The 14,923-nt window shown below is 68.2% G+C and carries 16 protein-coding genes; 12 read left to right on the forward strand and 4 right to left on the reverse strand.

Annotation, left to right across the window (positions count from 1 at the left end):
- Positions 1–172 precede the first annotated feature (172 nt).
- Positions 173–955, reverse strand: a complete 783-nt coding sequence (locus AC07X5_RS03025; protein ID WP_409964287.1) for a crotonase/enoyl-CoA hydratase family protein — start codon at positions 953–955, stop codon at positions 173–175.
- Positions 956–1,113: 158 nt separating this feature from the next.
- Between AC07X5_RS03025 and AC07X5_RS03030 the strand changes: the two genes are divergently transcribed.
- Positions 1,114–1,992, forward strand: a complete 879-nt coding sequence (locus AC07X5_RS03030) for an amidohydrolase family protein (RefSeq protein ID WP_494769009.1) — start codon at positions 1,114–1,116, stop codon at positions 1,990–1,992.
- A gap of 12 nt (positions 1,993–2,004) precedes the next feature.
- Here AC07X5_RS03030 and AC07X5_RS03035 read toward each other — a convergent pair whose 3' ends face one another.
- A complete protein-coding gene (locus AC07X5_RS03035; RefSeq protein WP_409964285.1) occupies positions 2,005–2,472 on the reverse strand; it encodes a MarR family winged helix-turn-helix transcriptional regulator in 468 nt (155 codons plus the stop codon).
- Between the two features lie 36 nt (positions 2,473–2,508).
- A complete protein-coding gene (locus AC07X5_RS03040; RefSeq protein WP_494769010.1) occupies positions 2,509–4,044 on the reverse strand; it encodes a YifB family Mg chelatase-like AAA ATPase in 1,536 nt (511 codons plus the stop codon).
- A gap of 215 nt (positions 4,045–4,259) precedes the next feature.
- Between AC07X5_RS03040 and AC07X5_RS03045 the strand changes: the two genes are divergently transcribed.
- From AC07X5_RS03045 to AC07X5_RS03095, 11 genes are all read left to right on the forward strand, one after another.
- Entirely contained in the window at positions 4,260–4,970 is a 711-nt protein-coding gene (locus AC07X5_RS03045; protein WP_494769011.1) for a TorF family putative porin, read from the forward strand.
- A 44-nt stretch (positions 4,971–5,014) separates the two neighbouring features.
- Positions 5,015–5,353, forward strand: coding sequence for a P-II family nitrogen regulator (gene glnK / locus AC07X5_RS03050; protein WP_007851823.1), 339 nt, complete (start codon positions 5,015–5,017; stop codon positions 5,351–5,353).
- A gap of 36 nt (positions 5,354–5,389) precedes the next feature.
- A complete protein-coding gene (gene amt / locus AC07X5_RS03055; RefSeq protein ID WP_494769012.1) occupies positions 5,390–6,919 on the forward strand; it encodes an ammonium transporter in 1,530 nt (509 codons plus the stop codon).
- 265 nt (positions 6,920–7,184) lie between these two features.
- Positions 7,185–8,297, forward strand: a complete 1,113-nt coding sequence (glcE, locus tag AC07X5_RS03060) for a glycolate oxidase subunit GlcE (protein ID WP_494769013.1) — start codon at positions 7,185–7,187, stop codon at positions 8,295–8,297.
- Between the two features lie 10 nt (positions 8,298–8,307).
- The gene (locus AC07X5_RS03065; RefSeq protein WP_409961506.1) at positions 8,308–9,102 is read left to right on the forward strand and encodes a YoaK family protein; all 795 of its coding nucleotides are present in this window, start codon (positions 8,308–8,310) and stop codon (positions 9,100–9,102) included.
- A 21-nt stretch (positions 9,103–9,123) separates the two neighbouring features.
- Positions 9,124–10,383, forward strand: coding sequence for a glycolate oxidase subunit GlcF (gene glcF / locus AC07X5_RS03070; RefSeq protein ID WP_494769014.1), 1,260 nt, complete (start codon positions 9,124–9,126; stop codon positions 10,381–10,383).
- A gap of 114 nt (positions 10,384–10,497) precedes the next feature.
- Positions 10,498–11,424, forward strand: coding sequence for a ProQ/FINO family protein (locus AC07X5_RS03075; protein WP_494769450.1), 927 nt, complete (start codon positions 10,498–10,500; stop codon positions 11,422–11,424).
- Between the two features lie 202 nt (positions 11,425–11,626).
- On the forward strand, positions 11,627–12,091 hold the full coding sequence (locus AC07X5_RS03080) for a GyrI-like domain-containing protein (protein ID WP_494769015.1): 465 nt from the start codon (positions 11,627–11,629) through the stop codon (positions 12,089–12,091).
- 20 nt (positions 12,092–12,111) lie between these two features.
- Positions 12,112–12,639 carry an MGMT family protein gene (locus AC07X5_RS03085; RefSeq protein ID WP_494769016.1) on the forward strand — a complete coding sequence of 176 codons (528 nt, stop codon included), beginning with the start codon at positions 12,112–12,114 and terminating at the stop codon, positions 12,637–12,639.
- A gap of 50 nt (positions 12,640–12,689) precedes the next feature.
- On the forward strand, positions 12,690–13,415 hold the full coding sequence (locus AC07X5_RS03090; protein WP_409957917.1) for a helix-turn-helix transcriptional regulator: 726 nt from the start codon (positions 12,690–12,692) through the stop codon (positions 13,413–13,415).
- Complete coding sequence (locus tag AC07X5_RS03095; RefSeq protein WP_494769017.1) at positions 13,412–13,960, forward strand: dihydrofolate reductase family protein; 549 nt, start codon at positions 13,412–13,414, stop codon at positions 13,958–13,960. The genes AC07X5_RS03090 and AC07X5_RS03095 overlap by 4 nt, the downstream gene beginning before the upstream one ends.
- Here the strand turns inward: AC07X5_RS03095 and AC07X5_RS03100 are convergent, their stop codons facing one another.
- Positions 13,961–14,890: a LytTR family DNA-binding domain-containing protein gene (locus tag AC07X5_RS03100; protein ID WP_494769018.1), complete on the reverse strand. Its 930-nt coding sequence runs from the start codon at positions 14,888–14,890 to the stop codon at positions 13,961–13,963.
- Positions 14,891–14,923: the final 33 nt, after the last annotated feature.

Raw genomic sequence — 14,923 nt, forward strand, 5'->3', positions numbered from 1 at the left:
CGCGGTGGGGTAGAAGGTGTGAATGGATTCGACGTGTCCGAGCAGGCCGTCACAACGCGTGTGATCTAGGCGCAAAGCGCAGCCATAGCTCGGGCTATGGCGAGCATTTGCAACGACGAGCGCGCGTGTTTTGGCGGGATGAGCGGGCATGGCGGATTCGTTCGCACCTTCTCTAGTCCTTGCGGACCTTGGCGGCGCGGCCTTCCAGGAAGTCCGCCAGGCGCGACTTGGCCTCGGGCGCGCTCTGGGCGATGGCCGCCATCATGGCTTCGGTGAGGAAGCCCTGGTCCGCCGGCTGCTCGGCGATGCGCGGCAGGGCGTGCATCAGCGCGTAGTTGGTCAGCGGCGCGTTCTGCGCCACGCGCTTGGCCAGTTCCAGCGCCTTGTCGAAGGCCTGGCCCTCGGGCACCAGGTACTGGGCAAAGCCGACCTTCTCGCCGTCCTGTGCGTTGTAGACGCGGCCAGTGAGCATCATGTCCGTCATGCGCGCCGCGCCGATCAGCTTGGGGATGCGCACGGCACCGCCGCCGCCCACGAAGATGCCGCGCGAGCCTTCGGGCAGCGCGTAGAAGGTGGACTCGTCGGCCACGCGGATATGGCAGGCGCTGGCCAGCTCCAGCCCGCCGCCCACCACGGCGCCGTGCAGCGCTGCGATCACGGGCACGGGGCCGTACTGCACGCGCTCCAGGGCGGCGTGCCACATGCGCGAGTGGTACAGGCCCTGGCCGGCATCGCGCTCCTTGAGTTCGGACAGGTCCAGGCCGGCGCAGAAATGCGGGCCCTCACCGTCGATCACGGCGGCACGCACGCCGGCGGGCATTTTCTCGAACAGGTCGCGCAGGGCCAGGATCAGGCCGTCGTTCAGTGCATTGCGCTTGGCACTGCGCGTGAGGCGGATCACGGCAACTTCCTGCTCGTCGCCGGCAAGCTCGAAATGGATGTCTGGATGGGTCATGGTGGCTTTCTTGATACGTGAATTGTGGTTATAGTTAATAACCAATTCAAGCAAGCCAGACCGGTTTTTCATCAGTAGTTACCCTTGATCCACCTGCTGTGCGGTGGTGCATGCTGAAGGGCGGTGCCATGAAAGCCCGGTCACCATAGGAGACAGATATGGACCACGAGAACCTGATCGCCATCGACATCCACACCCACGCCGAGGTGAGCTGCTGGAACCCGTTCGACAACTACGGCGAGGAGTACGACCGCGCGGCCGACAAGTACTTCAAGAACGGCCGCCGCCCCACGATTGCCGAGACGGTGGCCTACTACCGCGAGCAGAAGATCGGCCTGGTGATGTTCACGGTGGACGCCGAGTCCAAGATGGGCCGCCGGCGCATCCCCAACGAAGAGATCGCCGAGGCCGCCAAGGCCAACAGCGACATGATGGTGGCCTTTGCCAGCATCGACCCGCACAAGGGCAAGATGGGTGCGCGCGAGGCGCGCCGGCTGATCGAGGAGCACGGCGTCAAGGGCTTCAAGTTCCACCCCACAGTGCAGGGCTACCACCCCTACGACCAGATGGCCTGGCCGATCTACGAGGTGATCGCCGAGTACGGCCTGCCGGCCATCTTCCACACCGGCCACAGCGGCATCGGCAGCGGCATGCGCTGCGGCGGCGGCCTGCGCCTGGAGTACAGCAACCCCATGCACCTGGACGACGTGGCCATCGACTTCCCGGACATGCAGATCGTGATGGCGCACCCCAGCTTCCCCTGGCAGGACGAGGCGCTCTCGGTCGCCACGCACAAGCCCAACGTCTGGATCGACCTGTCGGGCTGGAGCCCCAAGTACTTCCCCAAGCAGCTGGTGCAGTATTCCAACACCCTGCTCAAGGACCGCATCCTGTTCGGCAGCGACTACCCGCTGATCACGCCCGAGCGCTGGATGAAGGATTTCCAGGAAGCCGGCTTCAAGCCCGAGGTGATGCCCGGCATCCTCAAGGGCAATGCGGTGCGCCTGCTGGGGCTGGACAAGCCGAAGGCGGCTTGAAGGGCGGGCCGGTCAGTCGTAGATCTTTTGCAGCAGACGGATCAGCGTCTTGCGCTCGGTGGCCGTAAGGCGCGCAGTGGCGTCGATTTCCAGCTGGGCGGCGGTCTGCTCGGCCTGGCCGCACAGGTCCTCGCCCGCAGGTGTCAGGTGCAGGCCCATCGCGCGCCCGTCGCTCGGGTGCGGGCGGCGCTCGATCAGGCCGCGCCGGTCCAGCGCCGCGATCAGTCCCACCAGGTTGGGTGGCAGCACGCCCAGTGTGGAGCACAGCTGGCGCGAGGTGATGCCGGGGTTGTGCGCCACCAGCGAGAGCACCGAGAAATCCACCACCTTGAGCCCATAGACCGCCATGCGCTCCATGAACACCTCGATGATGGACAGCGAGGCCCGGCGCGCGTTGTAGCCCACCAGGGTGCGCAGATAGCTGTTGTCGACCACGTCGGTGGCGGTGGGTGCGAGGGTGGGGGAGGAAGCGCTGGCCATGGGGTGATGCTGCAGAAGGTAAAGAGACTATAGCGTTCAGGCCGGACTGCGCAGTACGCGGCGGTATTGGACGGCCTCGGCCACGTGGCCGACGGCGGTGGCGTCGGCCCCCGCCAGGTCGGCGATGGTGCGCGCCACCTTGAGCGCACGGTGCGTGCTGCGCGCCGACCAGCCCAGGCGCGCGGCCGCGGTGTTGAGGAACTTGGCGGCCGCATCGTCCAGGTGCAAGTGCTCGTCGATCTCCTGGCCCTGCAGCGCCTGGTTGGTCTTGCCCTGGCGCGCCAGGGCCCGTTCCCGCGCCTGCACCACGCGCTCGCGGATGGCGGCACTGGATTCGCCGGGCGGCGCCTTGAGCAATTGCTCCGAGGGCACGGCGGGCACTTCCACGTGCAGGTCGATGCGGTCCAGCAGGGGCCCGCTGAGCTTGCCCTGGTAACGTGAGATCTGGTCCGGCGTGCAGCGGCAGGCGCGCTGGGTGGAGCCGAGAAATCCGCAGGGGCACGGGTTCATGGCGGCCACCATTTGAAATCGGGCTGGAAAATCGGCCCTTTGCGCTGCGCGGGAGATGGTGATGTGGCCGGTCTCCAGGGGTTCGCGCAGCGCCTCCAGCGCAGCGCGGGTGAACTCGGGAAATTCGTCGAGGAAGAGCACTCCATGGTGCGCCAGCGAGATCTCGCCAGGCCGAGGCGGTGAGCCCCCTCCGACCAGCGCCACGGCGCTGGCCGTGTGATGGGGCTGCCCTGTGGGGCGCAGGCCCCAGCGCTCGGGGCTGAAGCGGCCGGCCAGGCTGGAGATGGCGGCGCTTTCCAGCGCCTCCTGCACCGCCATGGGTGGCAGCAGGCCGGCAAAGCGCTGTGCGAGCATGGATTTTCCTGAGCCGGGCGGCCCGGCCATCAGCACACTGTGGCCGCCGGCCGCAGCGATCTCCAGGGCGCGCTTGGCCATGGCCTGGCCTTTCACGTCGGCCATGTCGGGGCCCTGCAGCCCGGTGGCCATGGGCGTGGGCTGCAGGCGGGTAAAGCCATCGTCGTCTCCTTCGGGGGCCGGCGTGCCGGGCGGCAGGAAGGCGCGCACCACGTCGAGCAGGTGGCGTGCGCGCACCACCTGGGCATCGGGCACCAGGGCGGCTTCTTCGGCACTGCCGGGGGGCAGCACCAGTTGCGTGCTGATGTGCTGGGTCTGCAGCGCCAGGCTGGTGGCCAGCGCCCCGCGCACCGGGCGCAGTTCGCCTGAGAGCGACAACTCCCCCGCGAATTCGTGGCCTGCAAGGCGGCTGCCATCGATCTGTCCGCTGGCCGCCAGAATGCCCAGGGCGATGGGCAGGTCGAACCGGCCCGAATCCTTGGGCAGGTCCGCCGGGGCGAGGTTGACCGTGATCCTCTTGTTGTGGGGAAACTCCAGGCCCGCGTTCTGCAGTGCCGAGCGCACGCGCTCGCGTGCCTCCTTCACTTCCACTTCAGCCAGGCCCACCAGCGTGAAGCTGGGCAGGCCGTTGGCCAGGTGCACTTCAACGGTGACGGCCGGTGCCTGCAGCCCCAGAAGGGCGCGACTTTGCACCAAAGCAAGACTCATGGTCGACTTTCTCCCCAGATGGGTGCGTTTTATGGTGGGGCGGCGTGAACTGCTTCACAGTTGCACCACCGTGGTGCATTTGCAAAGTCCCCTCAACCCTCACTTTAATAGGGAATCCCCATCTGCCCCGCCCGCAGGTGCCACGGCCCGTTGGTGGCGCGTGGCACGGTCCATGCTTAAAGCGCTTGTCCCTACTTTGTCCAACCGGAGGAAACATGACCCGCGCATCCATCAAGTTCCTGGGCGCTGCCCTTGTTGCAACCCTGCCCCTGCTGGCCAGTGCCCAGCTGACCGGCAACGTCAGCCTGACCTCGAACTACAAGTTCCGTGGCCAGGACCAGGATGTCTCCAAGGTCAAGGCTGTCAAGCCCGCGATCCAGGGCGGCTTCGACTACGCCTTCGGCGAGTCCGGTTTCTATGTCGGCAACTGGAATTCCAGCGTCGACTGGCTCTCGGGTAACTCCATCGAGTCCGACATCTACGGCGGCTACAAGTTCAAGGCCGGCGGCGCCGACCTGGATGTGGGCCTCTTGACCTACATCTACCCCGGCAACAGCAACGGCAACACCACCGAAGTCTATGGCGCCGCCACCTTCGGGCCCGTGACGGCCAAGTACTCGCACACGCTGTCCAAGGACTACTTCGCCTATGCCGGCCCCGGCTTCAAGGGCCGCAACACCGGCTACCTGAACCTGGCATTCGCCCAGGAAGTGATGCCCAAGGTCATGCTCAAGGCGTCCGTGGGCTACACGCGCTTTGGCGGCGACATCGCGGCCCCCAACTACATCGACTACAGCGTCGGCGGTGCCTATGACTTCGGTTCGGGCCTGTCCCTGGGTGCTGCCGTGGTCGGCGCCAACAAGAAGGACTACTTTGGTCCCGTCAACAAGTCGCGCGTGATCGTGACGCTGACCAAAACCCTGTAAATCTTTTGGGGGCGCGCAGAGCGCCCCTTCCGGAGGAACCAAAAATGAAAATGGTGACAGCCATCATCAAGCCCTTCAAGCTCGACGAGGTGCGTGAAGCCCTGTCGGACATCGGGGTTCAGGGGATCACGGTGACCGAGGTCAAGGGCTTCGGGCGCCAGAAGGGGCACACGGAGCTGTACCGCGGCGCGGAGTACGTGGTCGACTTCCTGCCCAAGGTCAAGATCGAGGCCGCAGTGGCGGACGAGTTGGTGGACCGCGTGATCGAGGCCATCGAGGCCGCTGCCCGCACCGGCAAGATCGGTGACGGCAAGATCTTCGTGACGCACCTCGAGCAGGTGGTGCGCATCCGCACCGGCGAAACCGGCAAGGAAGCCCTCTAAGGGGCACGCCGCATCACACACAAGAGAAAAAAAGCCATGAAAAAATTGCTTGCTTCCTTCATCCTGGGGTTGAGCCTGCTGTCGGTCGGTGGACTGTCGCTGGCCCAGGCACCTGCCGCCGAGCCTGCGGCGTCGGTGCCAGCGGCTGCTGCCCCTGCTGCGGCACCCGCCGCTGCCCCTGCGGCAGCTCCTGCTGCGGCCGAAGCCGCACCTGCTGCTGCAGCTGCCCCCGTGCCCAACAAGGGCGACACCGCCTGGATGATGACCTCCACCATCCTCGTGATCCTGATGGTCCTGCCCGGCCTGGCCCTGTTCTACGGTGGCCTGGTGCGCAGCAAGAACATGCTCTCCGTACTCATGCAGGTCATGGTCACCTTCTCGATGATCGTGGTGCTGTGGTTCATCTACGGCTACAGCCTGGCGTTCACCGAAGGAAGTGCGTTCATTGGCGGCTTTGATCGCCTGTTCATGAAAGGCATCTGGGACAACGCAGCCGGCACCTTTGCCAATGCTGCGACCTTCAGCAAGGGTGTGGTGATTCCGGAAGTGGTGTTCGCAGCCTTCCAGGCCACCTTTGCCGGCATCACCTGTGCCCTGATCGTCGGCGCCTTCGCCGAGCGCATCAAGTTCGGTGCCGTCATGCTGTTCATGGTGCTGTGGTTCACCTTCAGCTACCTGCCGATCGCCCACATGGTGTGGTTCTGGATGGGTCCTGATGCCTACACAGGCAAGGAAGTCGTCGATGCCATGACCGGCAAGGCCGGCCAGATCTGGCAGTGGGGTGCGTTGGACTTCGCTGGCGGTACCGTGGTGCACATCAACGCTGCTGTGGCTGGCCTGGTGGGCGCATTCATGGTGGGCAAGCGCATCGGCTACGGCAAGGAAGCCATGGCGCCGCACAGCCTGACGCTGACCATGGTGGGTGCTTCGCTCCTGTGGGTGGGCTGGTTCGGCTTCAATGCCGGCTCCGCACTCGAAGCCAACGGCTTTGCCGCCCTGGCCTTCATCAACACGCTGGTGGCCACGGCTGCAGCCGTGCTGGCCTGGTGTATCGGTGAGGCGCTGGCACGCGGCAAGGCATCCATGCTGGGTGCTGCCTCGGGTGCCGTCGCCGGTCTGGTGGCCATCACGCCAGCTGCCGGCAACGTGGGCATCGGTGGTGCACTGGTCATCGGCCTGGTGGGTGGCTTTGCTTGCCTGTGGGGTGTGAACGGCCTCAAGAAAATGCTGGGTGCCGACGATTCGCTGGACGTGTTCGGCGTGCACGGTATCGGCGGCATTGTTGGCGCACTGTTGACTGGCGTGTTCAACGCCCCCAGCCTGGGCGGCCCCGGCTATGTGGCGGACTGGGTCACGGCCACCATGGTGACATCTGCGGACTACTCCATCGCCGCACAGGTGTGGACCCAGACCAAGGCAGTGCTGTTGACCATCGTGTGGTCGGGCGTGGTGTCCTTCATCGCCTACAAGATCGTGGACCTCACCGTGGGTCTGCGTGTCTCGGAAGAGGCTGAACGCGAAGGCCTGGACATCACTTCGCACGGCGAAACGGCGTACAGCCGTTGACGGGATCGGCCGGGGCTGCGGTGTCTGGTGGTGCCGCAGCCCTGACCACCCGGCTTTTTTGAACCGTTTGATTTTTCTGCGAGAGTCTCCTCGGAATCCTCCTCGGATCCCTTGGCCCGCCACCCGGCGGGCTTCTTTTTGAGCAACCCGCCCCTCGGCGGGTTTTTCATTGGAGGGCAGCGCAAGAGCCGATTGCGAACCTCACGCCGGCCGTTCAAAAAATTCACAGCCTTGCCAGGGGCCCGGGCAGGGTGCAGCCGCTACGATGCACGGCATGGATTTCGCCCTTGCCCAGATCACCGAACGCGTGCGTGCCGCCGCGGCCGACCAGACCCCTTTGCGCATCCGCGGCGGCGGAAGCAAGGACTTCCACGGCCTGGCCCTGCACGGCGAGGTGCTGGACACCCGGGTGCTCCAGGGCATCGTCGACTACGAGCCGAGCGAGCTGGTCGTCACCGTGCGCGCCGGCACGCCGCTGGCCGAACTGGAGGCGGCCCTGGCCGCCCAGGGCCAGTGCCTGCCTTTCGAGCCCCCGCACTTCGGGGTGCAGCCGCAGGCCGCCACGGTCGGTGGCATGGTGGCGGCCGGCCTCTCGGGCCCGGCGCGCGCCAGCGTGGGGGCCGTGCGCGACTACCTGCTGGGCGTGGTGCTGCTCAACGGCCAAGCCGAGCTGCTGACCTTTGGCGGGCAGGTCATGAAGAACGTGGCGGGCTATGACGTGCCGCGCCTCATGGCGGGTTCCTGGGGCACGCTGGGCCTGCTCACCGAGGTCAGCCTCAAGGTGCTGCCCGTGGTGCCGGCCGAGGCCACGCTGCGCTTCGAATGCGGCCAGGACGAGGCGCTGCGCCGCCTGCATGCCTGGGGCGGCCAGCCCCTGCCCCTCAATGCCAGCCGCTGGGAGGCCGGGGTGCTGCACCTGCGCCTGCGTGGCGCCGTGGCCGCCGTGAATGCGGCCTGCCGCAGCATGGGCGGCGAGCGCCTGGAGGCTGCTGCCGTGGCCGTGGATTGGAACGCATGCCGCGACCAGACGCTGCCCTGGTTTTCCGCACGCCAGCCCGACCACGCCCTGTGGCGCCTTTCGCTGCCCGCCACGGCACCCGCTATGGACTTGCCTGGTGGGGCCCAGCCGCTGGTCGAATGGCATGGCGCGCTGCGCTGGGTGCAGGCCCCCGAAGCTGCCGGCGATGCTTTGCGCGAGGCTGCGCGCGCTGCAGGCGGAAGTGCGGCGATGTTCCGGGCACCCCAGGCGCGCGAGCCGGGCGGGACGGGCCACGCCGCACTGCCCTCGCGCGCGCTGGAGCAGATCCATGCGCGCCTCAAGCACAGCTTCGATCCAGCTGGCATTTTCAACCCCGGCCGCATGGCCCCGGGCTGGTAGGCCTCCTGGCATGCGCCGCCTGCGCCACCTCACGGGCCACCACCGCACGGTGGCCAGCAACCGCGTGCTGGGCCTGCTGCTGGCCTTCAATGCAGGTGCCGTGAACGCTGGTGGCTTTTTGGTGGTGCACCTGTATACCTCGCACATGACGGGATTCGTCTCCATGCTGGCCGACAACCTGGTGCTGGGCAATATGGCGCTGGTGCTCGGTGCGCTGGGGGCCCTGCTGGCCTTTACCAGCGGTGCGGCGATGACGGCCGTGCTGGTCAACTGGGGGCGGCAGCGGCACCTGCACAGCAGCTATGCGCTGCCCCTGCTGCTCGTGGGGGCGCTGATGCTGGTCTTCGGCCTGGTGGGCGCCATCACGCTGCGCTGGCATACGCCGTTCGCCGTGCCAGCCACCGTGCTGCTGCTGTCCTTCATCATGGGCTTGCAGAACGCCACCGTGACCAAGATGTCTGCGTCCCAGATCCGCACCACCCACATGACCGGCGTGGTGACCGACCTGGGCATTGAGCTGGGCAAGATGCTGTACTGGAACCGCGCCGGCACGCCCGCCCAGGCCCTGGTGCGCGCCAACCAGGCGCGCCTGCGCCTGTTCGCGGGGCTGCTGGCCATGTTCCTGGTGGGCGGCGTGGCCGGTGCCGCTGGTTTCAAGCATGTGGGCTTCGTGTTCGTGGTGCCCCTGGCATTGGTGCTGCTGGTCCTGTCGCTGCCGCCCCTTTGGGCCGACCGCGCGCGCCTGCGCCATCCGCTGCACAGGCCGGTACCCGCGGCTGCACCCCCCGAGCTCCAGAAAAAATAGTCCCCCGACCAGGCATGCACCATGCAAACCCAACTCTCCCCTGAATACCGCGCCCGCGCCGATGGACTCGAAGCCGAAGCCATCCTGCGCAAGTGCGTGCACTGCGGCTTCTGCACCGCCACCTGCCCTACCTACCAGCTGCTGGGCGACGAGCTCGATGGCCCGCGTGGCCGCATCTACCTGATCAAGCAGGTGCTCGAAGGGCAGGCGCCGACGCGCGCCACCCAGATGCACCTGGACCGCTGCCTGACCTGCCGCAACTGCGAGAGCACCTGCCCGAGCGGCGTGCAGTACGGCCACCTGGTCGACATCGGCCGCAAGATCGTCGACGAAAAAGTGCCGCGCCCCCTGGGCGAGAAGGCCTTGCGCTGGGCGCTCAAGGAGGGGCTGCCCTCGCCGCTGTTCGCCCCCGCCATGAAGGCCGGGCAGATGGTGCGCGGCCTGCTGCCCAAGGCCCTCAAGGCCAAGGTGCCGGCGCCGCAGAACCCTGGCGCCTGGCCGGCGAGGGAGCATGCGCGCAAGGTGCTCATGCTGGCCGGCTGCGTGCAGCCCGCGATGATGCCCGGCATCAACACCGCCACGGCGCGCGTGCTCGACGCCGCGGGCATACAGACCCTGGTGGCGCCCAAGGCGGGCTGCTGCGGTGCCGTCAAGTTCCACCTCAACGACCAGGAGGGCGGCAAGGTTCAGATGCGCGCCAACATCGATGTCTGGTGGCCGCTGGTGGAGGCGGGCGGCGTGGAGTGCATCGTGATGAACGCCTCGGGCTGCGGCGTCACGGTCAAGGAGTACGGCCACATCCTGCAGGACGATGCGCAGTACGCGGCCAAGGCCGCGCGCATCAGCGCCCTCACGCGCGACCTGTCCGAATTGCTGCCGGACCTGCTGCCCGAGCTGGCCGAGCGCCTGGCGGGGCGTGTGAAGCTGCCGGCCGATGTGCAATACGCCTACCACCCGCCTTGCACGCTGCAGCACGGGCAAAAGCTGCGCGGGGGGGTGGAGACGCAGCTCGCCAAGCTCGGGTTCACGCTGCGCGTGGCGCGCACCGAGTCGCACCTGTGTTGCGGCTCGGCGGGCACCTATTCGGTGCTCAACCCCGGCCTGTCGTACCAGCTGCGCGACCGCAAGCTCGGTGCGCTGGACGAGGCCTTGGGTGAGCAGCCGCCCACGGCCATCCTCTCGGCCAACATCGGCTGCATCACGCACCTGCAAAGCGGCACGGCCACGCCCGTGCGCCACTGGATCGAGGTGCTGGACGAGGCCTTGGCTGCAGCGCGCTGAACCGGCGATGGCGCGCTGACCGGATGGTCGCCCAGCGAGCGGATTAGGCGCCAGGCGCCAAGGCTGGCATGATTGAGGGTTTTCTTGCTTGCCCCCTTCCTTTTCCGCTACGCCATGACCGACAACGTGCCAGAACAAGAACAGAAGATCGCCGCGCCCGGCGCCGCTGCCTCCACGGCAGACCAGGCCGCATCGGCAGCGCCCGCCGTGGCCGAAGCCGGGGAGGGCGCCACCGCCGCGCCTGCCGGCAAAGCCCGGCGCAGCCGTGGCGGCCGGGGCGGCCGCAACAGCAACAACCACAGCGGCAACAACGGCCAGCGCGGCGCAGGCCAGCGCGCCCCGGAGGCGGAGGCCAAGGCCGTAGCGGGTGCACCCGCAGGCCCTGCGGGCCAGCGCACTCCGCCGCGCACCCACCCGGTGCTGGAGCAGCTGGCCGGCCTGTACCCGCAGCTCTTCGGTGCGGTGTTCCGCCCGCTCAAGCGCGGCATCTTCCAGGATCTGCAGGCCGCCCACCCCGAACTGTTCGAGCGCGAGGCGCTCAAGGCGGCGCTGGGCATCCACACCCGTTCCACCCGCTACCTGCAGAGCGTGGCCGCGGGCGACAAGCGCCACGACCTGGCTGGCCAGCCCGTGGAGGCCATGGCCCCCGAGCATGTGCACCACGCCCTGCTGGAGGTCTACCGCCGCCGAAAGAACAACAAGGCCCGCGCCACCGAGGATCTGCTGCCCAAGTTGCGCAACCGCATGGTCCAGGCCTTCGAGGCCTCGGGCCTGACACGCGAGGCCTACACCGAGCTGGTGGCCGGCCGTGACGATGAGGCCAATGCCCTGCTCGAAGAGGCCTTTGCCGAGTGGTCGGCACGCAACGCCCGCGACGAGGCCCTGCTGCGCGCCTTCGAGGCCAGCGGCCAGACCCTGGAGGCCTTTGCCGACATGTATGGCATGCCCGCCCGTGCGGCCGGCCAGACGCTGGAGCGTGCGCGCCGCTACCGCAGCGTGGTGGCGGCCGCCGCAGCTGTTACCGCCACCCCGGCCGCCTGAGCCACGGACCCGGCGCTCTTCTCCCCGGGCTGGCTGCTGACACCGCTTTGGCAGCAGCCCGGCCTGGGTGCGGGAACGGCCGCGCCCTTCTTTCCCCTGGTTGCAATTTGCTGCGCGCCGCGCCATCCTGCTGACACAAGGTTGTCAGCAGGGGGGCTGCACCATCACGGCTCCTGACAAACCAAGAGAGAGAGAGAACCGCATGCCACCCGTTTCCGAAAAGATCCCCGCCTTTCGCGTTGCCGGCATTGCCGTGCGCACCCGCAACAGCGACGAGATGAACCCCGAGACCTCCCGCATTGGCGGTCTGTGGGACCGCTTCTTCAGCGAAAGCTGGGAGCACAAGCTGCCCCGACCGGGCGCGGACGGCCGCATCTTCGGCGTCTACAGCGCCTACGAATCCAACGAGCATGGTGCCTTCGACGTCACGGCGGGCGTTGATGCCCCCGAGGGCGCGGAGATCGTGGGCGAGGCCACGACGGTGGAGATCGAGGCGGGCGATTACCTGGTATTCCACGGCCAGGGCCCCATGCCGCAGATGGTGATCGACGCCTGGGGCGAGGTCTGGCGCTATTTCGGTGAGAACCCGCAGATCAAGCGCCGCTTCACCACCGACTTCGAGGCCTATGCCGGGCCCGACCGCGTGGCCATCCACATCGGCATCTAGGCCGCTGCACCGCTGCTGCCATGGCCACCACCTCCTGGCGCGACAAGCTTGCCGGCTATCGGCACCTGCCGCAGGTCAAGCCCATCCCCGAACCCCTGCGTGCGCGGCTGGGCGAGGGGCGCATGCTCGTGCCCTCGCCGCTCGACGTGGATGCCGCCATGCGCCGCATTCCCGCTGGGCGCTGGACCACGGTGCGGGCCCTGGCGGCGGACATGGCCCAGGCGCAGGGCGCCGACGTGGGCTGCGTGGTCACCACCGGCATCTTCGCCACCCTGGTGGCGCGCGCTGCCGACGAGGCGGAGCAGGTGGCGGCGGCCCAGAGCGCTGGCGCCGAGCCGCCGGCCGGCACACCGTATTGGCGCACGCTCAAGGCCGACGGCAGCCTGAACCCCAAGTACCCGGGCGGCGTGGAGCGCCAGATGCAGCGGCTCGAGGCCGAAGGCCATGTGATCGAGCAGCAGGGCCGCTTGCTGCGCGTGCAGGACCCGGCGGCCACCGCGCCCGTCCCGCGCCCGCGCCCGCGCCGCCGCGGGGCGTCTGCAGGCTAGAGGCCTGCCCGCCTTCATTCCTTTTTTGCCTTTTCTTCCAGACCTTTTTCATGCGCCGTGCCGACCGCCTGTTCCAGATCGTCCAGCTCATCCGTGGGCGGCGCCTGTCCACCGCCGCCTTTCTGGCCGAGCGGCTGGAGGTGTCGCAGCGCACCATCTACCGCGACGTGGCCGACCTGCAGCACCAGGGCGTGCCCATCGAGGGCGAGGCGGGCGTGGGCTACCGCCTGGGCGCGGGCTTTGACTTGCCCCCGTTGATGTTCAGCCAGGGCGAGGCGAATGCCCTGGTGGCTGCCGCGCGGCTGGCCCAGGCCTGGCTCGATGCCGGGCTGGCGCGCGAGGTCGAAGGGGCGCTGGGCAAGATCCTCTCGGTGCTGCCGCCGCAGGCGCGCGTGGCCGCCGAGTCCCAGGCGCTCTATGCGCCTTCGGTGGGCCTGGGGCCGCGGGCCCAGGCCACCCTGCAGACACTGCGCGAGGCGGTGCACAGCTGCCATGTGGTGCAGATCGACTATGCCGACGTGCAGGGCCGACCCACCGTGCGCCGCCTGCGGCCCCTGGGCTGCTTCTACTGGGGCAAGGTCTGGACCCTGTCGGCTTGGTGCGAACTGCGGGGCGACTTCCGGGGTTTTCGCATCGACCGCATCGCCGAGCTCACCGTGCTGCCCGAGCGCTTTCGCCAGGAGCCCGGCAAGACGCTGGCCGACATGCTGCGCCAGGTGGAGGCGGAGATGGCCTCTCGCCCCCCTTTCTTGAACGACGAGGCATCCTGCACATGACCCAGGTGACCTATTACGTGGCCGCCACGCTGGACGGCTTCATTGCCGGCCCGGGCGGCGAACTCGATTGGCTGCACCCCTTCGAGCAGGCCGGCACCGACTATGGCCTGGCGGATTTCATGGCCGGGGTGGACGGCCTGGCCATGGGGCGCAACACCTATGCGGTGGCGCGCTCCTTCGGCGACTGGCCCTATGGCGAACGGCCGGCCTGGGTGCTCAGCCACCAGGAGGCGCCTTCGAATGGATCCCTGCCGCCCAGCGTGCACTGGGGTGCAGCGCAGCCGCAGGCGCTGGTGGCCCGGTGGCAGGAACAAGGGTTGCGGCAGGTCTGGCTGGTGGGCGGTGGCCAGCTGGCAGGGCAGTTCCTGCGCGCAGGGCTGGTGGACCACCTGATGCTGGCCACCATTCCGGTGACGCTGGGGGCCGGCCTGCCGCTGTGGGGCACTCCCCAGGCAATGGAACGGCAGCATTGGACGCTGCAGGCGCACCAGGCCTATCCGAACGGCGTCTTGACGCAGCACTTCCAGCGGGCTGCCGGCGGCTGATCAGACCACTGTGCCCGGCTGCGCCAGCGCGCTGCGGTAGCGCCGGCTGCACGGTACGGTGCTGCCATCCTTCATGCGCAGGCGGGCGTCGCCGCTGTCCAGCGGCTCGATTTCGGCCACGGCGTTCAGGTTGACGGCATAGCTGCGGTGCACGCGCACGAAGCGTGCCGGGTCCAGCTGGGTGAGGAAGTCCGCCAGGGTGGAGCGCACCAGGTAGTCGTGCCCGTTGACGTGCAGGCCCACATAGTTGGCCTCGGCCTGCAGCCAGGCGATGTCGCTGGCGGCGATCAGGAATTCGCGGCGCAGCTTGCGCACCAGAAAGCGTTCGGGGCGTGGCGCCGGCAGGGGCGGTGGCGGCGTTTGAGCCGCCAATGCGGCGGAGGGTGCCGATTGCGGGCCGGCGGGGGATTCCTCGGGCCGGTCCAGCACCCGCGCCTCGCCCTGCAGCCGCAGCAGCAGAAAGCGGTAGCTCACCAGGGCACACACGATAAGCGCATAGGTGCGCACGTCCTTGAGGTACTCGTAGCCCCATTGCGCCCACCAGGGGCCGCTCAGCCGGTACTCGGCGCCCATGGTGGAATAGGCCAGGTGGCGCAGGGCCATCATTCCGGCCAGGTGGATGCTGCAGTAGGCCATGCTGCCCAGCAGGTGCCAGGGCAGGTGGCGGCGCAGCGTGTCCCAGTGCAGCGGAAAGCGCCGCTCGAAGGCCACGATGGCCGGGATCAGCAGCCCCACCACCAGCACGCTCGACAGTTCCCACAGCGCTGGTTCCCAAGCGGCCACTTGCCGACCGGCAGAGCGCAGGTCGATCAGCGTCACCACGCTGTTGAAGGCCGCCTGCACCAGCAGCAGGACCGCCCAGAACGCCACCTCCGCACGGCGGCGCAGGGGGCGGTAGCGTTCGGGCCAGGGCAGGGTGGGCGGTGACATGGCGCAAGTGTAGGCAGGACGTGGAAGACCGGC

Source organism: Acidovorax sp. GW458-11-26-14-TSB4 (genome assembly GCF_059423865.1).